Origin of the sequence: Burkholderia sp. ABCPW 11, from assembly GCF_001523445.1 — a bacterium.
GTDB lineage: Bacteria > Pseudomonadota > Gammaproteobacteria > Burkholderiales > Burkholderiaceae > Burkholderia.
Genome location: NZ_LOVM01000031.1, coordinates 261,247 through 283,513, shown reverse-complemented (window position 1 = coordinate 283,513; position 22,267 = coordinate 261,247). Strand labels below are relative to the sequence as shown.

Genomic DNA, 22,267 nt, shown 5'->3' with positions numbered 1-22,267 from the left:
TGAAAGACTGGTTCGCATTACACACCAAGCATAGCAGCGCAAAAAATCCTGATCAGCAATGAACTTCGCTGCCTCTGTCCGTCCGTTGTATTCATGCCGCAGTCAGGTCCACTGCCTATTGCAGATCGAAAGGGATGCTCGCGCGGACCTCTGAGTGTCGTGAGCACGGGCTCAGGCCAAGGTTTCCCTGTCGATATTTCTAACGATGGGGCTCAAAAAACGCTGCCCATAGAGTAGACGCGCAGTGGGAAGCGGACGTGCTGAGACTGTTCGTTGTAGCGAGGCAAGCTGGAGAATTACCCGGAGACGCCTGCCCATTGGCCAAACGATTCCGATGCATTTCCAGCGGGACGTTTTCATCAGTCATTTTCGTCAACGAAAGCTACGCCATAAAATTAGGAAAGCGATATGAATACGGTCATCAAGCGAAGCATGGTGGTGTGCGCCGCGGTGGGGTGTGGCGTGGCACATGCGCAGTCGTCAGTGACGCTGTACGGGCTGGTCGATGCCGGCATCACTTACACGAACAATGCGACATCGAGCACGGGGCATGGTGCGCTCGTGCAGTTTACGTCAGGGTCCTCGCAGGGAGATCGCTGGGGGCTGACGGGTAAAGAGGACCTGGGCGGCGGACTCAAGGCGATCTTCACGCTCGAAAGCGGCTTTCAACTTTCCAACGGCGCGTTGGCGCAGAGCGGGCTGTTGTTCAATCGCGCAGCCTTCGTCGGCCTTGATGGACGCTTCGGTACGCTGACGTTCGGTCGACAGTACGACTTCATCGGCGATATTTTCCCGGCGTACTCGATTGCAGGAAACACGGCGGCGGGTATTTTGGGCTGGGGTATCCCGGCGTATGCGGCGGGCGGGTATACGCTCGATAACCGACTGTGGGGCGATAACGTCAATAATTCGGTGAAGTATCTCTCGCCGACGATTTCGGGTTTCAGTGTCGGTGCCATGTATGGTTTCGGTAATGTCGCAGGCTCGTTGGGCACCAACAGCTCGATGAATTTTCTGCTGAACTACAGCCAAGGCGGACTTGCCGCATCGCTCTCGTATTTCAAGCAGCATAACGCGACAACTTCCGCGAATTTGACCGAGTACGCCGGCGGTGCAACTTACAGCCTGGGGAAAGCGCAGATATTCGGTGTAGTGACCGATGTTCAGTTGAGCAGCGGCACCCGGGCTCGGGCGCTGACCTACGACGGTGGCATGACTTACTTTGTCAGGCCCGATATTTCGCTCGGCGCCGGGTTCCAGTTTCAGCAGCGCAACAACGGCGTCGGCAGCGCGAACCAGGTGACCATCGGGGCGGATTACTTCATTTCCAAGCGAACGGACGTTTATTTCGTTGGCGCGTTCGCGCACGATCATGCCCACGGCGCACAAATCGAAGCAGCGCTCGGATCGCCGTCCAGCACGAGTTTTCAGACTGCCGCGCGAATCGGCATTCGGCACAAGTTCTGACGGTTGCGGGCCAAGCGCGATGGCGAACCGGGGGCGCCCATTTGTCTTCGACGCGGCATCGGCCGCTACATCGCCGCTCCATAAAGATGATGCGCGTCGGTCAATGCATCCGCGACGAGTTCCAGGCCGTCCCGACACTGCTCCCGATCCTGCGGCCCGCCGAGGCAGATACGGATCGCCGCCGGCGGGTCGCCGTCCGTCGAGAATGCCGCGCTCGCCACGGCGGCGACGCTTCGGCTCCGCAGATGCTGCGCCAGATCCGGTGCCGTCCATAGGCATTCGCGTGGAATCGGCAACCAGAGATGGAAACCGTCCGGGTGGGCATCGAAAGGGCATGCGCCAAGAATCCGGCCCGCGATCGCCTGCCGTGCATGTGACTCCGATCGAATCGCGTCCAGCATCTCGCTCGCCGTGCCGTCGTTGATCCATTGGGTCGACAGCAGCATCGTGAACGGGCTCGGCATCACGGTCGTAGCACGCAATGCGCCGGCGATCCGCTGCGCCTCACGCGCCGTCGGCGCCAGCAGGTAAGCGATGCGCAAGCCGGCGCCGAAGTTCTTCGACATGCCGGTCACGTAGTAGGTCAGTTCGGGTGCCAGCAGCGCCAGCGGTGGCGGCGCGTTCTGCGGCAGCATTGCATACGCGTCGTCCTCGATGATGGGCACGTTGTAGCGCATCGCGACATCGGCCAGCGCTTCGCGGCGTCTGAACGGTATCGTGAGCGTGCTCGGGTTCTGCAGGGTAGGGTTGCAGTACAGCGCGGCAGGCCGACCGCTTTTGCAGAGCGATTCGAACGCGTGCGGCAACGGCCCGTCGTCGTCCCGCGGCAGCGGCTGCAACTGCACGCCCAATTGCGACGCGATTGCCTTGATGCCGGGGTAAGCGAGCGAATCGAGGCAGATCGAGTCGCCGCGACGCGCCAGCGTGGAGACGAGCGCGACGAGCGCACTGTGGATGCCGGGGCAAACGAGCACGGTGTCGCCACTGCAGCCGGGCAGGCGATGGGCCAGCCACGCGCGGCCGGCGGCGCGATCCGGCGGCGTGCCGCCGAAATCCTGGTAGCGCATGAGCTGGTAAGGATCGGCGCCATCGAACAAGGCCGCAGCCGACTGTTGCAGCCGCCTGGCCAGCTCGGGCGGCTCGGGCGGCATGTTCATCGACATTTCGATGCTGCTCCCACCCGACAGCGGAATGGTTCGCGTCGGGCCGCGCACGAACGTGCCGCTGCCCGCGCGCGTGTCGAGCAGGCCGCGTCGGCGCGCTTCCGCATAAGCGCGGGCCACCGTCGTGTAGTTGAGGTTCAGCGCACCGGCGAGATCGCGCAGCCCCGGCAGGCGGTCGCGTGGTTTCAGACGGCCCGCGGCGAGATCTTCCTCGATGAGGTCGGGGATCAGCAGGTACGCCGGTTTCCGGCTTTCCAATAGCCGTTTCGACCAATGATGGATCACGTAATCCATGGCTGATTCCATTTGACGGTTCATCAAAACGTTAGCATCGCGCATCAATCGAAAAATATTGACGTCGACATTTTTCAGTCGGTTGATTGCATTGATCGCATCGTGTATCGGATCGATGCATCGATGCACGGTCGATGCGCACGAACCCCTTGGACCCGCATCAGTCCGGTGCGCGGCCGTGCGCTGGACGGTCGTTTCCCGTCCGACCCCGATCCGCTCACGCAAGGATCGGACCGACCGCATCAGCATTGATCGATTGAATGATTGGAGAGTGATTGCATCGGCTTGGGGCCCGTTGGCATATGCGTTGCGTGAATGAGTTCGCCCGGATTCGAAAGTGTTCGGGAACCTCGTTCAACTCACCTCAAACGGAGCGTGCCATGCCCGCAGTCAATCAGCCTCTGCATAAGAAAGGAGATTTCCTCGTCGACTACGAGGAAAAGGTTTTCGAAGACGTCAAGGCGGAACCGGGCGAGAAGGCGCTCGTGACGTTCCACACGGTTGCGTTCGAGGGATCGATCGGCTTCGTGAACCTGCTGCAGGCGACGCGCCTGCAACGCAAGGGGTTCGAGACGTCGGTGCTGCTCTATGGCCCCGGCGTGACGCTCGGTCTGCAGCGCGGTTTTCCGACGCTCGGCGACGAGGCGTTTCCCGGACACCTGAACATCAACAAGCAACTCGTCAAGTTCATGGAAGAAGGCGGGAAGGTCTACGCGTGCCGCTTTGCGCTGCAGGCGTTGTACGGGCACGGCGAAGCGTCGCTGATCGAGGGCATCCGACCGATCAATCCGCTCGACGTGCTGGATATCCAGCTGCTTCACCGCAAGGAGAACGCGCTGATCATCCACACCTGGACTGTTTGATCGAGCGACGGGTGCCATCATGTCCGACAAACGCATCGTCCGGGCGGCAGCCGTCCAGATCGCGCCCGATCTGGAACGCGCTGGCGCTACGCTCGACAAGGTCTGTGCGGCGATCGACGAGGCCGCCGGCAACGGCGTCCAGCTGATCGTCTTCCCCGAAACGTTCGTGCCGTACTACCCGTACTTCTCGTTCGTGCGGGCGCCCGTCGCATCCGGCGCCGATCACATGCGGCTCTATGAGCAGGCCGTGACGGTGCCCGGCCCCGTGACGCATGCGGTCGCCGAGCGCGCACGTCTGCACGGGATGGTGGTCGTGCTCGGCGTGAACGAGCGTGACCACGGCAGCCTGTACAACACGCAGCTGATCTTCGACGTTGACGGACGCCTCGCGGTGAAGCGCCGCAAGATCACACCGACGTTTCACGAGCGGATGATCTGGGGGCAGGGAGACGCGGCCGGACTCAAGGTCGCGCAGACCGGTGTCGGACGGGTCGGCGCGCTCGCGTGCTGGGAGCACTACAACCCGCTCGCCCGTTATGCGCTGATGACGCAGCACGAGGAAATTCATTGCAGCCAGTTCCCCGGATCGCTGGTGGGCCCGATCTTCGCGGATCAGATCGAAGTCACGATTCGCCACCACGCGCTGGAATCGGGCTGCTTTGTCGTCAATGCGACCGGCTGGCTGACGGACGCGCAGATCGAGTCGATCACGGACGATCCGAATCTGCAGAAAGCCCTGCGCGGCGGATGCAATACCGCGATCGTGTCGCCGGAGGGCCAGCATCTGGCCGAGCCGTTGCGCGCGGGAGAAGGGATGGTGATCGCCGACCTGGACATGTCGCTGATCACCAAACGCAAGCGAATGATGGATTCGGTCGGCCACTATGCGCGGCCAGAACTGCTGAGCCTTGCCATCAACGATCGGCCGGCGGCGACGGTGACCCCGATGGGGATCGGCGGGTCGGCCGCACGCGACTTCGAGGGGAACTGCCATGAGCGCGAACGCGAAACCGTCGGCGCAGAGCCGGCAACTGATGACTGAACTGCAGTCGGTCGGGCTGCGCCTCGCGGACCCGCGGGTCGGCGCCGCGAGCCGGCGCGGCGGCGCCGGGCCGTCCGATCACAAGGCCGTGACGGTCGATGGCGTGACCATCATGGTGCCGGTCCACACGAGCACCGCGTGGGATTCGCCGTTCGTCGCGGCGGCGCCCGACGCGGCGGGCGTCAGCACGCTCTCGCGCGGCACCATCCCGATCGCGAGCATCAGCTTTCCGTCGAGCCCGCGCTTTTACGCGTTGCAGACGATGGAGGGCGTGCCGTACTCGCACATCGCGACGCTGCATGGCGCCGACGTGCTGGCGACCACGGTGTTGCAGACCTGCATTCGCTACGAAAGCCGGCGCAAGACCTGCCAGTTCTGCTCGATCGGCCAGTCGCTGGCAGCCGGCCGGACGATCGCCCGCAAGACGCCGGAACAACTCGCCGAGGTGGCGCGCGCGGCGGTGCTGCTCGACGGCGTCAAGCACATGGTGCTGACGACCGGCACGCCGCCGACGCCGGACCGCGGTGCGCGCGTGCTGTGCGAAAGCGCGTTCGCGATCAAGGCGGCCGTCGATCTGCCGATCCAGGCGCAGTGCGAGCCGCCCGACGACGACGGCTGGTTCGACCGGATGAAGGCAAGCGGGATCGATACGCTGGGCATGCATCTGGAAGCCGTGACGTTGGGCGTGCGCGAACGGATCATGCCGGGCAAGGCGAGCGTGCCGTTGTCGCGGTATATGGCGGCATTCCGCGCGGCCGTCGCCGTGTTCGGCCGTGGGCAGGTGAGCACCTACATCCTCGCCGGGCTGGGGGACAGTGCCGCTACGATTCTGGACATGTCGCGCGAGCTGATCGCGCTCGGCGTGTACCCGTTCGTCGTGCCGTTCGTGCCGATCAGCGGCACGCCGTTGGAGAGCCATCCCGCGCCGTCGCCGGACTTCATGCGGGCGGTGCTCGAACCGCTCGGCGCGATGCTGCGCGAGGCCGGCATGCGTTCCGCCGACATCAAGGCCGGGTGCGGAAAGTGCGGCGCGTGCTCGTCGCAGTCGACCTACGAGGCTTGACCATGTACTGCGTAGAGATGGGGCTGGCCGAGCGCCGCGACACGTACCGTCCCGCCGAATACCGGATCAAATGGGCGGCGCTTCCGTGGGAAATCGACGAAGCGTACAAGCTGCGCCGGGCCGTATTCTGCATCGAGCAGGGGATCTTCGTCGGCGACGATCGCGACGACATCGATCGCCACGCGCAATTGCTGGTCGCGGTCAGCTGCTGCGCCGGGCTACCGGAGCAAGTGGTCGGCACGGTGCGGATTCACGAGACCGAGCCCGGAACCTGGATGGGTTCGCGGCTCGCTGTGCATCCGGCGTTTCGCAGGCAGGGCAGGATCGGCTCGATGCTGATCGCGCTGGCCGTCGGCAGCGCGCATGCCGAAGGGTGCCGGACCTTCGTTGCGCACGTGCAATCGCAGAACGTGCCGTTGTTTCGTCGGCTTCACTGGGATGCGCTCGGCGAGGAAACCTTGTTCGGATGTCCTCATCAACTGATGCGGGCCCGGCTTGCACACTATCCGCCGTGCACCACACCGTTCGAGGGGTTCGTCTTGCGCTCGGAGGCGCGGTCATGAGTATCGAGGATCGGATCGCCGCGTTGCGCGCAAGCCGCGGCTTCCAGCACAAGCACGACATCTCCGGCGTGGTCGCATCGCTCGCGGCGGCTTTGCCGAACGGCGAGCGGGATCTCGCACAGGCGGTCGCGCTCGGTGACGACTGCGCGGCGATTCCCGACGCGGACGGCTACCTGTTGTTCGCGATCGAGGGCATGGTCGGCGATTTTGTCGAATCGATGCCGTGGTTCGCCGGGTACAGCGGGGTGATGGCGAACGTCAGCGACGTCTATGCGATGGGCGGGCGGCCGATCGCCGTCGTCGATGCATTGTGGAGCGACGGAATCGGCACCGCGCGGCCGGTGCTCGCCGGAATGGCCGCGGCTGCGTCGGCTTACGGCGTGCCGGTCGTCGGCGGCCACAGCAACACGCGCAGCGCGCACGGGCAACTCGCGGTGTCGATCCTGGGCCGGGCGCGCGCGCTGCTGTCGAGCTTCGGCGCGCGGCCGGGCGATCGCCTGATGATGGCGGTCGACCTGCGTGGCGAGTTCGAGGATCCGTATCCGTTCTGGAATGCGTCGGTCGGCGCGCCGCCGGCCCGGCTGCGCGGCGATCTCGAGATTCTCCCGGCGTTGGCCGAGGACGGGCTGTGCGATGCCGCGAAGGATATTTCGATGGCGGGCGTGCTCGGCACGGCGCTGATGCTCGTCGAGTGTTCGCGCGTCGGTGCGCGCATCGAACTCGACGCGATTCCGCGTCCTCCCGGCGTCGACTTCGATCGCTGGCTGACGGCCTTTCCGAGCTACGGATTCCTGATGGCGGCCCGGCCGGCGCACGTCGACGCGATTGGCGAACGCTTCGCGGCGCGCGGGCTCGCGTGCGCCGTGATCGGCGATATCGATGCAACGTGCGAGGTCGTCGTCGAGGAAGCGGGCGAAACGGCGGTGCTCTGGGATTTCCGGGGCGAGCCGTTCATAACCGGCGTCGTCGGAGGTGGGCGATGAGCGGCGATACGATGCGCATCGCGTTGCTGACCCACTCGGTCAATCCGCGCGGCGGCGTCGTGCACGCACTCGAACTCGCCCGTGCGTTGTACGAAGCGGGGGGCGACGTCACCGTGTTTGCGCCGGCCGCGCCGGGCGACGCGATGTTCCGCGAGGTCCCGTGCCGCGTCGTGCTGGCCCGCGTCGATGGCCGTCCGCGCAGCGTAGCGGAAATGGTGCGCGCGCGGATTGCCGCGATCAGGCATGCGCTGCTGGAGCACGATGCCAGCGGGTTCGACGTTCTGCATGCACAGGACAGCATCACGGGCAATTCGCTGGCCGATCTGAGGCAGGCGGGCGCGATCGACGGATTCGTCCGGACCGTGCATCACCTCGACGTATTCGACGACCCGCAACTCGAGCGCTGGAAGGCGCGCGCATGGCGAGAGGCCGACCAGGTGCTGTGCGTGAGCACTGCGTGGGCGGCCACGATGCGCGAGACGTTCGGGGTCGACGTAAGCGTGGTGCCCAACGGCGTGGACGTCGCCCGGTTCGCTCGCGTGGACCACGCGGACATGCGGGCGGTGCGGCAGCGGTTCGGCCTGCTCGGCGCGCCGATGGTCCTGGCGATCGGCGGGATCGAGCAGCGGAAGAATTCGATCGCGTTGCTCGAGGCGTTCGCGCGGCTGCGCGGCACGATGCCCGACGCACGGCTCGTGATCGCGGGCGGCGCGAGCCTGCTCGACCATGACGCCTACGCGCGCCGCTTCGTCGCGCGTGCCGAAGCGCTCGGGCTGGGCATCGGCGTCGACCAGCCCGTCGTGCCGACGGGGCCGCTCGACGATGCGGCGCTGGTCGCGCTGATGCATTGCGCCGACGTCGTGTCGATGGTGTCGATTCGCGAGGGATTCGGCCTGGTCGTGCTCGAGGGGCTCGCGTGCGGAAAGCCCGTCGTCGTGTCCGCCATCGAACCGTTTACCGAGTATCTGGACGAGCACGCGTGCGTGTGGGCCGATCCCGCCGACGTGGCTTCGATTGCCGATGCGCTGCACGACGCGCTCACGGGGCGGCGCGCGCCCGATTTCGCCCACGCGGTCCCCGCGCTGCTGAACCGCTTTACATGGGAAGCGAGTGCGCGCAGGCATCTGGACATTTATCAGGACAGGCTCGCGCAGCGTGCGCAAGCCTCGTCCGCCGAGTGAGGAGGCAATCATGCCGGTCATGCATTTTCGGGTCCGTTGGCCCGACCAGTCGGAAACCAATTGCTATTCGCCTTCGACCGTCGTGTCGGAATTCTTCATGCCCGACACGCAATACGCGCTCGACGATTTCGTCGAACGCGCCCGCCGCGCACTCGGTATCGCGTCCGATCGCGTACGCGAGAAATACGGGTTCGCGTGCTCGGCCGCGATGGACGAGCTGGCGCGGATCGAAGCGCACGCGGAACGATTCGCGCCGCAGGGCGATGCGACCGTGACCGTCATCGAGCTCGTCTGAGACGCCCGGCACACTGGAATTCAGTGTCGTCTACAACCCACATTCAGGACCGCACCATGTCAACCGAACCCGTTGTCTCATCCAGCCTTCAGCAGATCGATACCCATCTCGGCGTGGCCGTCATCGGCGGCGGGCAGGCGGGACTGTCGATCAGTTATTACCTGAAGCAGGCCGGTATCGATCATCTCGTATTCGAAAAGGAGACCGTGACGCACACGTGGCGCAAGCAGCGCTGGGACGCGTTCTGTCTCGTAACGCCGAACTGGCAGTGCGCGCTGCCGGGCTATCCGTATCGCGGCGCCGATCCGCACGGCTTCATGACGAAGGACGAGATCGTCGAGTATCTCGACGGCTTCATCCGCAGCGTCGATGCGCCGGTGCTGGAGCATACCGCGGTCGAGCGCGTGACGCGCGACGCGGACGGACGCTACCGCATCGCGACGTCGCGCGGCGCTTACACGGCGGATCGGGTCGTCGTCGCATCGGGCGGCTATCATCGGCCGATCGTGCCGCGGATGGCCGAGCGGCTGCCTGCATCGATCGTGCAGATCCAGTCGTCGGAATACCGGAATCCGGCTGCGTTGCCGGACGGACCGGTTCTCGTGGTCGGGTCGGGGCAGTCGGGTGCGCAAATCGCGGAAGACCTTCACCTCGCCGGGCGAAAGGTGTTCCTTGCGGTGGGCGATGCACCTCGCTGTGCGCGCTTCTATCGGGGCAGGGACGTCGTCGACTGGCTGGCCGACATGCAGTACTACGACATGCCGGTCGATGCGCATCCGCTGCGCGAAGGCGTGCGCGACAACACCAACCACTATGTGACCGGCCGCGACGGCGGGCGCGACATCGATCTGCGCCGCTTCGCCGTCGAGGGGATGGAACTGTACGGCCGGCTGGAGGATTTCGCGGACGGGCAGTTGCGCTTCTCCGCGGACCTGTCGGCGCGGCTCGACAGCGCCGACGATACGTACAACCGGATCAATGCCGGCATCGATGCCCATATCGAGAAGAACGGGATCGCGGCGCCGCCGGCGACACGCTACGAACCCGTGTGGCGGCCGGCCGGCGAGCGCACGACGCTCGATCTCGCGGCGAGCGGTATCGCGTCGGTCGTCTGGTGCATCGGCTTCACCCCGGATTTCAGCTGGCTGGATACGCCAGTCTTCAACGGTCGCGGCTATCCCGCGCACCGGCGCGGCGTGACGCCGGTTCCGGGGCTCTACTTCGTCGGGCTGCCCTGGCTGCATACGTGGGGGTCGGGGCGATTTTCCGGGGTCGCGCGCGACGCCGCGCATATCGTCGACCAAATCCAGGCCGAGATGACGGTCGCGCCGCACTCGGCCGAAAGCCTGGCCGCCTGACGCCGATGCACACCGCCATTCATCGCTATCGGGCCGGCATGCCACAGCTCGCGCACACGGGGCTCGCGGAAAACTGGCTGCTCAAGGAGTGCGGGCAACGTCACTGGGACGCGCTGGCCGCGCAGAGCGGCCGCGACGCGCCCGAGTTTTTCGACGACGAGGGGCGGCGCGCCTATGCGTCGTTCGTGGCGGTGCACGTCGACATGAACCGCCGTCACGCGATTCGCGAGAACGACGCGTTTGCGCTTCATGTCGCGCTTCACCGGGTCGGCCCGATCCGCCATTTCAGCGAACAGCGGATCCGGCACGGCGACGACGAAGCCGGCATCGTGCGGATGATGTCGACGTTCGTGACGCGCGAACACGCCGGCAACAACCGCTCGGTGGCGAAGGCGCGCATGACCGGCATCGACGGCCGCACCGGACCGGTCCCGGCCGATGCGCTCGCGATGGCGGAACGGGTGAAGACGCTGCGCGCGTGGGATGCGTCGGGCGTGCCGGCGCTCGCCGACCTCGCGGAGGGCGACGGCGCGAGCGTTTCGTTCCTGCCGTGCCCGAACATGGATTTCAACGGCGCGGACCTGCTTTACTTCGCCAGCTTTCAGGCCTTCGTCGACCGCGCGGAATGGCAGCATTACCGCTTCGCGCACGCACCGCTGCTGGCGGCGCGGCAACTGTACTTTCATGGGAATCTCGACATCGGCGATGCGTTGACCGTGCGTTTCGCGCGTGCCCGATCCGATGCGGATGGCCTGCTGCACTGGAGCGAAATCGTGCGCGACAGCGACGGGACGAAGATTGCCGACGTGATTACGCAAAAGCGCTGGAGCCGGGCATGAACGAAGCGGCCATCAGGAACCCGGGCGCCGACGTGGAGAACGTCGCGCGGAACGACCGAGGCGCGCGTGCGGTGCCGCTGCGGACGCTCTACACGCAGCGCGATCTCGACGCCGTCGCGCATCTCGGCGGCATGCCCGGCGCGTGGCCCTATGTGCGCGGGCCGTACGCGTCGATGTATACCGATCGCCCGTGGACGATCCGGCAATACACGGGTCACGCGGACGCGGCCGATTCCAATCTCGCGTTTCGCACGGCCCTCGAGCAGGGCGCGCACGGGCTGTCCGTGGCCTTCGACCTGGCGACGCAGCGCGGCTACGACTCGGATTGCGCCGACGCGCGGGCCGACGTCGGCGTGGTCGGCGTCGCGATCGACACGGTCGAGGACATGGCGCGGCTGTTCGACGGCATCGCGCTCGATCGCACGACCGTGTCGATGACGATGAATGGCGCGGTCCTGCAGATCATGGCGGCGTTCGTCGTGGCCGCCGAGGAGCAGGGCGTGCCGCCCGCGCGGATCGGCGGGACGATTCAGAACGACATCCTGAAGGAGTACATGGTCCGCAATACGTGGATCTTCGCGCCGGCGCCGTCGATGCGGATCGTCGCCGACGTCGCGTTATGGCTGGCAGAGCATGCGCCGCGCTTCAATGCGCTGTCGGTGTCGGGATATCACTTCCAGGAAGCCAGCGCCGATGCCGTGCTCGAACTCGCGTTGACGCTGTCGAACGCGCGCGCGTACGTCGACACGTTGGCCGCGCGCGGCATGCCCGTAGATGAAGCGTGCGCTCGACTGAGCTTTTTCTTCGGCGTCGGCAGCGATTTCTATACGGAAATCGCCAAGCTGCGCGCGGCGCGTCTACTGTGGGCGGAGATCGCTCATGCATGCGGCGCGCGTTCGCCGCGGGCGTGCGCGCTGCGCATGCATTGCCAGACATCGGGCTGGTCGTTGACGGCCCAGGAGCCGGAAAACAACATCGTTCGCGTGACGGCGCAGGCGATGGCCGCAGCGTTCGGCGGCACGCAGTCGCTGCACACGAATGCGTACGACGAAGCGCTTGCGCTACCCTCCGCGGCGGCGGCGCGCCTCGCGCGCAACACGCAGCTGATTCTGCAGCACGAGACGGGACTGTGCGACACGGTCGATCCGTGGGCCGGCTCGTACATGATGGAGTCGCTGACGGACGGCATCGCGACACGCGTGCGCGCCGAGCTGGTCGCCATCGACGCGCAGGGCGGCGTGATCGCCGCGATCGAGTCCGGCTGGGTCAAGCGGCGCTTGCTGCGTGCCGCGGCCGCGACGCAGGCGCAGGTCGATTCCGGGCGCCGGACCGTGGTTGGCGTGAACCGTTTCGTCGCAAGCGATCCGACGGACGAATTCATGGTGCGCGAGATGGACGGCCGCCATGTTCGTGCCGGGCAGGCGCGGCGAATCGCAACCCTCAAGGCCGCGCGCGATCCGGCGCGGGTTGCGACGGCGTTGCAGCGGTTGGCCGACGCGGCGCGCGACGGCACCGGGAACCTGCTCGCACTGGCGATCGACTGCATGCGGGCACGTGCGACCGTCGGGGAGTGTACGCGCGCGCTGGAATCGGTATGGCCGCGGCATGCCGCGGCGGTGGAAGCGGACGGCGAGAGCGTCTACGGCGAACATCGGCGAGGCGACACCGCATGGCGGACGGCGAAGGGCTGCGTCGACAGGCTGGCGAAACGCGCGGGACGCAGGCCGCGCATCGTGATCGCCAAGCTTGGCCAGGACGGACACGACCGCGGTGCGGCCGTCGTCGCAGCCGCGCTCGAGGACGCCGGATTCGACGTTCTTCGCCTGCCGCTGTTTCAGCAACCTGCATCCGTGGCGGCAGCCGCGCAGGCGCATGGCGCCGATATCGTCGGCATTTCGTCGTTGTCGGGCGCGCACCGTGAGCTCGTCGAAGGGCTGCTCGACGAACTGGCCTTGCTTCACGCCGAGATGCCGGTGGTGTTGGGCGGAATCTTCCCCGCCGCGGATGCGCGATATCTGAAGGTGAAGGGCGTCGCGGCGACTTTCGGGCCGGGCACGCCGCTCGACGCGATCGTCGAAGCGCTGTGTGCATGTATTGAGTGGGCGCGCAGCGCACACTCGACGTACGGCGCAAGCGCATGCGGGGCTACCAGCCGTTCTTGCGACAGCGGTGGCAGCGCATGCGCGTAAGACCCGCGCCGATCGCGTCTGCGCTCGAGCCGACCGTCACGCCGCCGACATCGCTCTTGTGCGTGATGCGGTTCGCTGCCTTCCGCCACATGGGCCTTCCGGGCCATTCCGGGTTCTTCCGTTGATGTCCTGTAGGTCGCTGATTTTAAAGCGGTTTATGGGTAACGGCGTGCTTGCGACGGCCGTTGACGTTCCGCACAATTTCCTCACGAAGTATGGGTAGCGATGTGGGTTTGTGGGTAGGGAGGGCAACATGGCGGGACGACAGATACATCGACTCAGCGCTCTGCGAGTCGCGTTTCCCCACGACACAAGCGTCGGAAGGGAGGGGGCACGCGCCACTGGCCCATTGCCTGAGGCGACCGATCTCTACGAGTTATTGGACGGCTGGAATTAGGGCAGTAATACCAGCACGAGAGGATGCAAAAAATCTCTTGATTTGGAAACGATTGCTTTCTAATATGCGCAGCATGAACACTTCCTTCACTGACAGAGTCACATCGCGTGGCGCAGGCCGACCGCGTGAATTCGAGCTCGACGACATACTGGACAAGGCGATCATAGTCTTCAGTGAGTTCGGGTTCCACGCGACATCACTGGGCAGGTTGACGGCGGCACTTGGCATTACGGAAGGCAGCATCTACAAAGCATTCAAGGACAAGCGGGCCGTTTTTCTGGCAGCTTTCGAACGTTACGTGAGCCTGCGCAACGAGCGGATGGCGCGGGAACTGGCGAGCGCACAGACGGGCAGGCAATGCGTCGAGACGATCCTCGGACTATATGCGGAATACAGTCACGGAGTGGTTGGACGGCGCGGCTGTCTCGTGGTCGGCAGTGCCGTGGATCTGGCAAGCTCCGATGCGGAAATGGCCAAGCGCGTAGCCAGCGTGCTCAAAGTGCATGAAAAGCGTCTTGTGGAGGCTGTCCGGCAAGGCCAGGAAGACGGCTCTATTTCCTCGCGCCTGGATGCCGAGTCCACTGGGCTGCTGCTGCTTTGCGTCGTTCAGGGCATGCGCGTGCTGGGCAAGACGGGGCGGTCGCATGGCGAGATGATGGGCGTTGTCGAAAATGCGCTCGAATTGCTCAACTGATTTTTTTGTCAAATTTGGAAGTGATTGCTTCCTATTGTGGAATTGCAAACCGTGAAGACGACTCATGCTGGAACAGCACCGCGTTCGATGCTATCGATGCAGCTCGCGCTGATCCTTGCCGCGGCAGGCGCATTCATTACCGCAAACCTTTACTACGCGCAGCCTGTAGTTGGCCTGATTGGATCGGCATTCAGTTTGTCGCCGGCTACGACGGGCCTTGTCGTCACGCTCACGCAGCTCGGCTACGGACTGGGGTTGTTGGCGATTGTCCCGTTAGGCGACCTTTTCGAAAATCGTCGGCTGATTCTTCTATTGACGCTCTGTTGCGTGACCTCGTTGTTCCTCGCATCGATGTCGCGTCATGCCGGCTCCTTCCTCGCCGCCTCACTGTGTGTCGGGATTTCGTCGGTCGTGGTGCAGATCCTGATTCCCTACGCATCACATCTTGCACCAGAAGAAGGGCGCGGCCGCATCATCGGTCTGATGACCAGTGGGCAGATGCTCGGCATCATGCTGGCGCGGCCAGTGGCTGGCGTGGTAGCGCATGAAGCGTCGTGGCGCGCCATATTTGTGATGTCCGGGGTGTGTCTGTCAATTGCCGGCGCCGTGCTATGGAGCGTGCTGCCACGACGCATGCCAGACGCTGCGCAGGATTATCGTCAATTGCTTCGATCAATGGCCCGTCTGGCGTGTACGACCGAGGTGTTGCAGCGGCGTGCTTTCTATCATGCCGCCCTCTTTGCATCCTTCTGCCTGTTCTGGACCGTCGTGCCCCTGTTGCTCGCCGGCCCCCGCTATGGTTTGTCGCAAGTAGACATCGCCTGGTTTTCGCTTGTCGGCGCCGCTGGCGTTGCGGCGGCACCCGTCGCAGGCACAGTCGCGGATCGCGGCTGGACGCGCACGGCAACCGGCGTCGCGATGTTGCTCGTTGCCGCGAGTTTTCCGATGACCTGGCTGGCGCACCGTAATACTGCGGAAGGCGTCGCGATGTTTGCCGGTGCAGCAGTCGCGCTCGGAATTGGCGTGACGCTCCATGTGGTGCTCGGGCAGCGCGCGATTTTCGCGTTGGGCGTCGAGCATCGCAGCAAACTGAACGGCCTGTTTATGGCCGCTTTCTACCTGAGCGGCGCAGCTGGGTCTGCGATCGGTACCTGGGCATACGCGCGTGGCGGCTGGCCGCTCGCTTCTGCGATCGGCTTTGCTTTGCCAATGGTGGCGGCAGTGGTCTTTGCGACCGAGTTCCGTCCCGGTCGCCCGCGCCCATCGCACCGATGAGTCGTCCGTTACTCGCGCTGCCCACCGGCGGTGTGTTGGCGCAACATTGAGCAGAGGAGAAAAGTTGTCATGGAGCAGAGCGTAATTTGCACGTCGGCGGCCGATACATGCCCGCCGTTTGATGCCACCGAATTCTGGCGTGTGTTTCATCACGGTACTGCCACAGTGAACGGCGTGCGCCTGCATTTCGTGGAGGGTGGTCGCGGCGCGCCAGTGTTGCTCCTGCCCGGATGGCCGCAAAGCTGGTATGCATGGCGGTATGTCATGCCACTGCTTACCGCGGCGGGGCGACGCGTGATTGCCATCGATCCGCGAGGCATGGGAGATTCGGATCGTCCTGCCGCCGGGTACGACATGCGAACGGTGGCAGCCGAGATTCACGGGTTCGTCGAAGCGCTGGAACTGGTGTCCGATGGTCCGATCGACGTCGTGGGACATGATCTCGGCACCTGGATCGGCTATGCGTATGCCGCCGAGTGGCCGCAAGACGTGGGCCGTCTCGCAGTCTTCGACGCGGCGTTGCCCGGCATCTCGCCGCCCCCGTCAGCAGGCATTCCGACCGAAGAAGCCAATGTCAAGACGTGGCATTTCGCTTTCAACCGTCTAGCGGATCTGCCGGAAATCTTGCTGCAGGGCCGTGAGCGGGAATTCCTGGCCTGGCTGTTCCGCGTCAAAGCGCTTCGCGGATGGACCATTATGCCCACCGATCTCGAAGAGTATGTAAGAGTGAACGCCGCACCTGGCGCGACGCGCTCAGCGCTCTCCTATTACCGGCACATGCTCGGTGTCGAGGGGCTGGAACACAGCCGCCAGCGCGCCCGGACCAAGCTAGACATGCCGGTGCTCGCGTTTGGAGCGCAGACGGGCGTCGGATCGATGCTGTTCGACACCATGCGCATCGTCGCTCGAGACGTTCATGGCGGCGTATTCCACAATTGCGGCCACTACATGCCGGAGGAGGCGCCACGTGTTGTCGCGAGTCAGATTCTCGCATTCGCGGCGGCGTGACGGAAGCGGAGGATTGGCAACGGAGACCGCAATTGGCATCGGTAGTGCACACAGCGCACAAACGAGTGATGTGATGAACTAACGATCGGACTTCCGCCACATTTTCTGGCTTGACTGCCTTGTTCGGTTTGTCACGGGCACCGCCTTCTTGCGAAGCAAAGGGGGAAGGTCTCCCCCATGTCGAACTAACAATTGATCCGGAGAATATCGCCTCGCAGAGGGTAATCGCTGCGTGCAATGCGACCTGGCGGACGCACCGGCGCAATAGGGCTCCCTCCATGGCATTGACAATCGAGAGTCTGCTGCCTTCCGCCACTCGCATTTCGTCGATTTCGCGCTCCTGACCTTTGGGGCGTCCATGCTCGTCCGTCGTCACGCTACCGCGCTTACCGTGGTCGGCCTGCTCGCGCTTGACCCGCACGTGCAGCGTTTGCGGTGTGCAACCGGTCGTCGGCCCCATTCGATCGAAGTTCGCATCGACGGATGTTCGCTACACTGCTCGCGCATCGGCGTGCGGCGCGCCGATGCTGGCGAAGGCTGGCGGCGGTTGCTGGTGTATGGAAACTGAAAGAAAAAATCAGCCGAACGGTTGATTGTGCGCGGTGATTTGGCTTTGAAGAATGGTCTTCACCCGACCTCATCGAGAAGGTCGTGGATTCAGGAGACAGTCGAAAATGAAGGGAGATGTCCAAAGCAAGCCAGCGCTCAGGAAAAACGCGCTCGGCATGTTGTCGATCGTATTTCTGGTCATTGCGACCAACGGCCCGTTGACCGCGCTTGTCGGCGTGATACCCGTGAGCATCAGTCTCGGCAACGGGATTGGCGTTCCCGGCACATTCGTATTCGCTGGCCTGATTTACCTGCTTTTCAGCGTCGGGTACGCCGCGATGAGCCGTTACGTGAAAAACGCCGGGGCGTTCTATGCCTACATTGCGACGGGCCTTGGCCGGCCTGCCGGCGTCGGCGGTGCGTTCCTCGCGCTGCTGGCCTACAACGCGATGCAGCTTGCTTGCTATGCGTTGGTCGGTTTCTTCGTAAGCGGTCAATAAATGACGCCCTTCCCATGGGGGTCAGGAGGTCGGAAGCTAGGTGTCCGCGTGGACACTTGCACTCAGACCTTAATGACAGAGCGACCGAATCTTCGAAACAGACTGGTAGTTGGCCGTAAGCGAGACGGTCGACGCGAATTTGACGAAGCAGCGCGGCAGGAACTGGTCGAGCTGTGCCTGAAGCCTGGCGTGTCGATTGCTCGCACGGCAATGGACCACGACGTCAATCCGAACCAGTTGCGAAAATGGATCGCAAGCCATCAACAACGGCAACTTGCGCGGCCGTTGGCCGATAAGGTTGTGCCCGATGGCGTACCCATTGATATTCCTAGGCCAACGTCCCACTATCCCTCATCAGAATCGCCTTCTGCGTTTGTGCCGGTGATGTCGGCGCCACAGCAGCCGTCACCACCTCGAGCGCCAGAGTCGCTGATGGCGATTGCGTTGCATGTGCGGCTACCCAACGATGTTGAATTCGACCTTGGGGAGGCCAGCCTCGAAGAACTGACGGCGATCGTCCAGATGCTGGGGAGGTTGCCGTGTTCCGGTTCGACGAAGGGCTGAAGGTTTACTTGCACCGCGATCCGGTCGACTTCCGCATGAGTATCAATGGACTATCGATCCTGGTCGAACAGGCAATGCGCCTGAACCCGATGACCTCGGCGCTGTTCGTCTTCGGAAACCGTCGCCGCGATCGCATCAAGATTCTCGGCTGGGGCGGCAACGGCTTCTGGTTACTGCTCAAGCGGCTCGAAGCTGACCGCTTCATCTGGCCGAGCGGAGGCGACACGATCACGCTTAGCTCGGAGCAGTTGCACTGGCTGCTCGACGGCATCGATCTGGCCGTAATCCAGAAGCATCCCCAGCGCTATTACGCGCGGATGAGCTGAACACTCGGCACGTGGAATGGTCTAATCGGTCATGTCGAACAACCCCGTTATGTTGAGCGCCGAGGAGTACGAGGCGTTGATTGCCGCGAGCGTCGAACGCGATACGCTGCGTGGTGAGCTTCGGCTCGTGACGGCCCAGCGCGATCTGGCCGAAGAGAAGCTGCGGGCCTACAAGCACGCACTGTTCTGTGCATCGAGCGAGGCGCGCCATATCGATCAGCTCGGCCTGTTCAACGAAGCAGAGGCCCTGACGACGTCTACCGGCGCGCCTGCGCGCGAGGATGTACCCGGCACATTGGTTGCAGCGCACACGCGCGGCAAGCGCGGGCGAAAACCGCTCGATCCGAACCTGCCACGCGAGGTCGTGCGGCACGAGCTCCCCGAGTCTGAACGATTCTGCGCGCACGACGGTCATGCCCTCGTGGAGATCGGCGTCGAGACAAGCGAACAGCTCGACGTGATTCCCGAGCAGGTCCGCGTCGTTCAGCACCAGCGCGTCAAGTACGCGTGCCCGTGCTGTGATCTCGGCATCAAGGTCACGCCGGCGCCAGCGCGTATCATCCCGCGCGGATTGCTCACGGAGTCTGCGCTGGCGTGGATCATAACTGGCAAGTACCAGTATGGTATGCCGCTGTATCGCCAGGCCAAGCTGTTGCGTCGCTTCGGCGGCGACATCTCATCAAACACGCTGGCCGCCAGCGTGGTGCGGGTAGGACTGGCCACGCAGCCGGTAATCAACTTGATGCGCGACGCGCTGCTCGAATCGGATCTGATCTACGGCGACGAGACAACGTTCCAGGTGCTGAAGGAACCGGGACGAAGGCCGCAGGCGAAGAGTTACCTGTGGGCGCAGATCAACGGCTCGGAACCACCGATACGGATGTTCTCTTACTCGCCGGGGCGCGGCGCCCAGCATGCGCAGAAACTCTATGCCGGTGTGCAGCCTGGTACCGTGCTGATGACCGACGGGTACGAGCTATACAACGGCATCGCCCGCGATCACCAGCTCGTGCATCTCGGATGCTGGGCACACGTGCGCCGCGGCTTTATCAAGGCTGAGGAGGCAGTGCCGAAGGCTGCACGCTCGCCTGATCTGCTAGCCACGCGCTTCGTCCTGCTGATCGGTAAACTGTTCGCAGCCGAGGCGCGCAGTGCGAAGTGGACACCCGAACGCCGGCAGCGATTACGTACCCGATACAGCGCTCGCGTTCTCGCCATCATCGAGAGCCTGCTGGTCGAGCATCTGCCGGGAATCGTGCCGTCGAGTCTACTCGGTAAGGCATTGCAGTACATGAGCGGACAGTGGCCCAAGCTGGTCCGCTACGTTGAGAATGGCAACTGGCCAATCTCGAACAGCCTGTGCGAGAACGCGATCCGGCCGTTTGTCGTTGGCCGCAAGGGCTGGCTGTTTTCCGATACGGTTGCCGGCGCACAGGCCAGTGCCAACCTGTACTCTCTCGTCGAAACGTGCAAGGCCAACGGCGTCGATACCTACCGGTATCTCGTACGGATCTTCACGATGCTGCCAATCGCAAGCGGTGCAGACGATTATGCTGCGCTTATGCCGTGGAATGTTCCTCTCAGAAACTGAGACGACAGGCGATGGCTGATTGGCAACACACTGGCCTATACGCTGCGTTAGGAATGTCACCCATGGTTAGGCGTTCCGACTGACTCTGTTTTCCCCTGTAGTCTGCGCACGGGTTCTGTTCTATGAAGATGGACCGCGTAAGTATCCCATGGCAATTTCATTCCGTGTCCTGAGCGGGATGCAGCTGAGGTCATCAGCCTTCCCATTTCGCCCCGGTGATAACCGCCGTGAATGATGACATGAGTCAGCATTTCTTCGCGGGTCATGTACCCATTGTCACCATCGGTAAACGCGAAGGGCACCGATTGGGACAGCATCGTCTGCGTGGCCGCCTTCACGTAATCGAGATACCAGCGGTCAAGGGTTGCGACTTCTTTACGCAACTCATTGAGCTCGGGCGTCTCGGGCGTGTTGTCGGCAGCAAAACCGTGACGATCGCCAACTAGATGCGCTTCGAATATTTTGTTCACGACGAAGCAATGGTTCATCAGTCGGAGCGCGGATTGGCGCTCCTCGGCATGCTGCCCGGCATCAAGTCCCTTCAATGCCTCGAACATTTCATCATTCGCCCACGCCTGATAGCGGAACATTCTGAACAAGAGTTCGTTCGAGTCCATACTAGCGTCCCTTTCCTGTGTCCAATAATATGTGAGCTCGGCCTACATTATTTTCGCTTGGAGTCCGCATGTCTACTCGCGTTTCTGGCGCCACATCCGCAATGCGAAAGGCCCCGCGCCAAGCGCGCTCACGGGCGACAGTGGACGTCATCGTCACGGCGGGTGCTCACGTTCTGGATGCGCGAGGATGGTCAGGATTTACAACCAATGAAGTTGCTAGGGTTGCCGGTGTCAGTATCGGCTCCGTGTATCAGTACTTCCCCAACAAGCTAGCCCTGGTCGACGCAATCCGACGTCGGCATTTTGATGACGTACTGGTCGTGCTGCAGCGTGCTCGGGATCGTCACCCTTCGCCGGAGCGTCTGATCGAATGCCTCGTGAACGGAGTGATCGCTGTTCACCGAGATTACCCGTCCCTGCACAGGACGCTGCTTGACCTGCCCAAGCCTGAAGAAGCGAAGGATGCCGACAACGCGTTCCAGAAGGAGTATCTCCATCGGTATGCGCTTATCGTTGCGGCCTATCGCGGAAGGCGCCCCAGCAAAGGGGACGGGATAGCAGCACAAGTGCTATCTTCTGCCATTGAGGGCGTTATCCACAACGCGGCCCGACGGGGACTACTGGCACATCCACAACTAAAGCGCGAACTCATCAGAATGGCCCACAATTACTTGGGAGCCCCTCACTTGGTCACGGTGGAATCACGCCGCTGAGGCGTCGTTAAAAGATCGCATACGATTTTTCGACGAGAAGGGGGGAAGGGTTCCGGCAGGTTACTGGACCGGCCAGCTTTTCGTAGACATCTTCGAACCATAATTTATGGCAACCGAGGAGGTCCATGAGCGGCAAGCGGTACACGGATGAGTTCAAGATCGAGGCAGTCAAACAGGTAACCGAACGGGGTCATTCGGTGGCAGAGGTGACTCAGCGTTTGGGCATCACGACCCACAGCCTTTACGCATGGAAACTGAAGTTCGGCAGGCCCGACGTCGTGCGGCAGGCGGAGCTGGACCAGAGCGCCGAGGTTCGGCGACTGAAGACCGCGCTCAAGCGCTTGACCGAGGAACGCGACATTCAAAAAAAGCCGCCGCGTACTTTGCAAAGGGATAACGGTAAGGTACGCGTTCATGCGATCCCATCTCGGCGAGTTCCACCTGCACTCGATGTGCCGAGTCCTTGGCGTGCATCGCAGCGGCTATTACGTCTGGCAGCGGCGGCTGTGATGGATCTGTACTCGCACAATGCCGTGGCCGAGAGCTTCTTCAGCGCCCTAAAAAAGGGGCGAATCAAGCGGCGCATCTATCCGAGTCGGGCGACCGCGACCTCGGACCTGTTCGATTACATCGAAATGTTTTATAACCCGGTTCGTCGGCATGGTTCCGCCGGCGGTCTTTCACCGATTGAGTTTGAGCGGCGCTACGCGCTAAACGGCTCGTGAGTGTCTAT

At 63.4% G+C, this 22,267-nt stretch carries 21 protein-coding genes and 1 pseudogene; 20 read left to right on the top strand and 2 right to left on the bottom strand.

Annotation, left to right across the window (positions count from 1 at the left end):
- The first annotated feature begins 408 nt into the window (after window positions 1–408).
- Window positions 409–1,467, top strand: a complete 1,059-nt coding sequence (locus WS61_RS13115) for a porin (RefSeq protein WP_059500852.1) — start codon at window positions 409–411, stop codon at window positions 1,465–1,467.
- 65 nt (window positions 1,468–1,532) lie between these two features.
- On the opposite strand, the gene WS61_RS13110 is transcribed toward WS61_RS13115, so the two are convergent.
- Entirely contained in the window at window positions 1,533–2,924 is a 1,392-nt protein-coding gene (locus tag WS61_RS13110) for a PLP-dependent aminotransferase family protein (protein ID WP_059500851.1), read from the bottom strand.
- A 380-nt stretch (window positions 2,925–3,304) separates the two neighbouring features.
- Here WS61_RS13110 and WS61_RS13105 point away from each other — a divergent pair, with 380 nt between their 5' ends.
- The 17 genes from WS61_RS13105 to WS61_RS13030 all read left to right on the top strand — a co-directional run bounded on the left by WS61_RS13105 (window position 3,305) and on the right by WS61_RS13030 (window position 20,204).
- Window positions 3,305–3,787, top strand: a complete 483-nt coding sequence (locus tag WS61_RS13105) for an MSMEG_0572/Sll0783 family nitrogen starvation response protein (RefSeq protein ID WP_059500850.1) — start codon at window positions 3,305–3,307, stop codon at window positions 3,785–3,787.
- 19 nt (window positions 3,788–3,806) lie between these two features.
- Window positions 3,807–4,829, top strand: coding sequence for a Nit6803 family nitrilase (locus WS61_RS13100; protein ID WP_059500849.1), 1,023 nt, complete (start codon window positions 3,807–3,809; stop codon window positions 4,827–4,829).
- Entirely contained in the window at window positions 4,822–5,892 is a 1,071-nt protein-coding gene (locus WS61_RS13095) for an MSMEG_0568 family radical SAM protein (RefSeq protein WP_059500890.1), read from the top strand. Before WS61_RS13100 ends, WS61_RS13095 begins: the two co-directional genes overlap by 8 nt.
- Window positions 5,893–5,894: 2 nt before the next feature.
- Entirely contained in the window at window positions 5,895–6,455 is a 561-nt protein-coding gene (locus WS61_RS13090) for an MSMEG_0567/Sll0786 family nitrogen starvation N-acetyltransferase (protein ID WP_059500848.1), read from the top strand.
- A complete protein-coding gene (locus WS61_RS13085) occupies window positions 6,452–7,438 on the top strand; it encodes a sll0787 family AIR synthase-like protein (protein ID WP_059500847.1) in 987 nt (328 codons plus the stop codon). The genes WS61_RS13090 and WS61_RS13085 overlap by 4 nt, the downstream gene beginning before the upstream one ends.
- Window positions 7,435–8,619: an MSMEG_0565 family glycosyltransferase gene (locus tag WS61_RS13080; RefSeq protein ID WP_059500846.1), complete on the top strand. Its 1,185-nt coding sequence runs from the start codon at window positions 7,435–7,437 to the stop codon at window positions 8,617–8,619. Before WS61_RS13085 ends, WS61_RS13080 begins: the two co-directional genes overlap by 4 nt.
- Window positions 8,620–8,629: 10 nt before the next feature.
- Window positions 8,630–8,914, top strand: a complete 285-nt coding sequence (locus WS61_RS13075; protein ID WP_059500845.1) for an MSMEG_0570 family nitrogen starvation response protein — start codon at window positions 8,630–8,632, stop codon at window positions 8,912–8,914.
- A gap of 56 nt (window positions 8,915–8,970) precedes the next feature.
- Window positions 8,971–10,272, top strand: a complete 1,302-nt coding sequence (locus WS61_RS13070; RefSeq protein ID WP_059500844.1) for an MSMEG_0569 family flavin-dependent oxidoreductase — start codon at window positions 8,971–8,973, stop codon at window positions 10,270–10,272.
- Window positions 10,273–10,277: 5 nt separating this feature from the next.
- Complete coding sequence (locus WS61_RS13065) at window positions 10,278–11,111, top strand: Pnap_2097 family protein (protein WP_059500843.1); 834 nt, start codon at window positions 10,278–10,280, stop codon at window positions 11,109–11,111.
- Window positions 11,108–13,300 (top strand): methylmalonyl-CoA mutase, encoded by a 2,193-nt coding sequence (scpA, locus tag WS61_RS13060; RefSeq protein WP_059500842.1) that lies wholly within the window; start codon window positions 11,108–11,110, stop codon window positions 13,298–13,300. Before WS61_RS13065 ends, scpA begins: the two co-directional genes overlap by 4 nt.
- A gap of 470 nt (window positions 13,301–13,770) precedes the next feature.
- Window positions 13,771–14,391, top strand: a complete 621-nt coding sequence (locus WS61_RS13055) for a TetR/AcrR family transcriptional regulator (protein ID WP_059500889.1) — start codon at window positions 13,771–13,773, stop codon at window positions 14,389–14,391.
- 96 nt (window positions 14,392–14,487) lie between these two features.
- Window positions 14,488–15,666: an MFS transporter gene (locus tag WS61_RS13050; RefSeq protein WP_257127258.1), complete on the top strand. Its 1,179-nt coding sequence runs from the start codon at window positions 14,488–14,490 to the stop codon at window positions 15,664–15,666.
- 69 nt (window positions 15,667–15,735) lie between these two features.
- Window positions 15,736–16,674, top strand: a complete 939-nt coding sequence (locus WS61_RS13045) for an alpha/beta fold hydrolase (RefSeq protein WP_059500840.1) — start codon at window positions 15,736–15,738, stop codon at window positions 16,672–16,674.
- Between the two features lie 674 nt (window positions 16,675–17,348).
- Window positions 17,349–17,723: a hypothetical protein gene (locus WS61_RS13040; protein WP_059500839.1), complete on the top strand. Its 375-nt coding sequence runs from the start codon at window positions 17,349–17,351 to the stop codon at window positions 17,721–17,723.
- Window positions 17,724–18,287: a transposase gene (locus WS61_RS33300; RefSeq protein ID WP_306459555.1), complete on the top strand. Its 564-nt coding sequence runs from the start codon at window positions 17,724–17,726 to the stop codon at window positions 18,285–18,287.
- Window positions 18,263–18,613: an IS66 family insertion sequence element accessory protein TnpB gene (gene tnpB / locus WS61_RS13035; RefSeq protein ID WP_059500838.1), complete on the top strand. Its 351-nt coding sequence runs from the start codon at window positions 18,263–18,265 to the stop codon at window positions 18,611–18,613. The genes WS61_RS33300 and tnpB overlap by 25 nt, the downstream gene beginning before the upstream one ends.
- 31 nt (window positions 18,614–18,644) lie before the next feature.
- Entirely contained in the window at window positions 18,645–20,204 is a 1,560-nt protein-coding gene (locus tag WS61_RS13030; RefSeq protein ID WP_059500837.1) for an IS66 family transposase, read from the top strand.
- Between the two features lie 56 nt (window positions 20,205–20,260).
- Here the strand turns inward: WS61_RS13030 and WS61_RS13025 are convergent, their stop codons facing one another.
- The gene (locus WS61_RS13025) at window positions 20,261–20,821 is read right to left on the bottom strand and encodes a DinB family protein (RefSeq protein WP_059500836.1); all 561 of its coding nucleotides are present in this window, start codon (window positions 20,819–20,821) and stop codon (window positions 20,261–20,263) included.
- 140 nt (window positions 20,822–20,961) lie between these two features.
- On the opposite strand from WS61_RS13025, the gene WS61_RS33295 reads away from it, so the two are divergent.
- Complete coding sequence (locus tag WS61_RS33295; protein WP_257127257.1) at window positions 20,962–21,534, top strand: TetR/AcrR family transcriptional regulator; 573 nt, start codon at window positions 20,962–20,964, stop codon at window positions 21,532–21,534.
- A 125-nt stretch (window positions 21,535–21,659) separates the two neighbouring features.
- A pseudogene (locus WS61_RS33290) lies at window positions 21,660–22,259 on the top strand (transposase).
- The last annotated feature ends 8 nt before the right edge of the window (window positions 22,260–22,267 follow it).

Coding starts and splice junctions, on each gene's coding strand:
- WS61_RS13115 (WP_059500852.1), top strand. CDS start 409: ATGAATACGGTCATCAAGCGAAGCATGGTGGTGTGCGCCGCGGTGGGG.
- WS61_RS13110 (WP_059500851.1), bottom strand. CDS start 2,924: ATGGATTACGTGATCCATCATTGGTCGAAACGGCTATTGGAAAGCCGG.
- WS61_RS13105 (WP_059500850.1), top strand. CDS start 3,305: ATGCCCGCAGTCAATCAGCCTCTGCATAAGAAAGGAGATTTCCTCGTC.
- WS61_RS13100 (WP_059500849.1), top strand. CDS start 3,807: ATGTCCGACAAACGCATCGTCCGGGCGGCAGCCGTCCAGATCGCGCCC.
- WS61_RS13095 (WP_059500890.1), top strand. CDS start 4,822: ATGACTGAACTGCAGTCGGTCGGGCTGCGCCTCGCGGACCCGCGGGTC.
- WS61_RS13090 (WP_059500848.1), top strand. CDS start 5,895: ATGTACTGCGTAGAGATGGGGCTGGCCGAGCGCCGCGACACGTACCGT.
- WS61_RS13085 (WP_059500847.1), top strand. CDS start 6,452: ATGAGTATCGAGGATCGGATCGCCGCGTTGCGCGCAAGCCGCGGCTTC.
- WS61_RS13080 (WP_059500846.1), top strand. CDS start 7,435: ATGAGCGGCGATACGATGCGCATCGCGTTGCTGACCCACTCGGTCAAT.
- WS61_RS13075 (WP_059500845.1), top strand. CDS start 8,630: ATGCCGGTCATGCATTTTCGGGTCCGTTGGCCCGACCAGTCGGAAACC.
- WS61_RS13070 (WP_059500844.1), top strand. CDS start 8,971: ATGTCAACCGAACCCGTTGTCTCATCCAGCCTTCAGCAGATCGATACC.
- WS61_RS13065 (WP_059500843.1), top strand. CDS start 10,278: ATGCACACCGCCATTCATCGCTATCGGGCCGGCATGCCACAGCTCGCG.
- scpA (WP_059500842.1), top strand. CDS start 11,108: ATGAACGAAGCGGCCATCAGGAACCCGGGCGCCGACGTGGAGAACGTC.
- WS61_RS13055 (WP_059500889.1), top strand. CDS start 13,771: ATGAACACTTCCTTCACTGACAGAGTCACATCGCGTGGCGCAGGCCGA.
- WS61_RS13050 (WP_257127258.1), top strand. CDS start 14,488: ATGCAGCTCGCGCTGATCCTTGCCGCGGCAGGCGCATTCATTACCGCA.
- WS61_RS13045 (WP_059500840.1), top strand. CDS start 15,736: ATGGAGCAGAGCGTAATTTGCACGTCGGCGGCCGATACATGCCCGCCG.
- WS61_RS13040 (WP_059500839.1), top strand. CDS start 17,349: ATGAAGGGAGATGTCCAAAGCAAGCCAGCGCTCAGGAAAAACGCGCTC.
- WS61_RS33300 (WP_306459555.1), top strand. CDS start 17,724: ATGACGCCCTTCCCATGGGGGTCAGGAGGTCGGAAGCTAGGTGTCCGC.
- WS61_RS13030 (WP_059500837.1), top strand. CDS start 18,645: ATGTCGAACAACCCCGTTATGTTGAGCGCCGAGGAGTACGAGGCGTTG.
- WS61_RS13025 (WP_059500836.1), bottom strand. CDS start 20,821: ATGGACTCGAACGAACTCTTGTTCAGAATGTTCCGCTATCAGGCGTGG.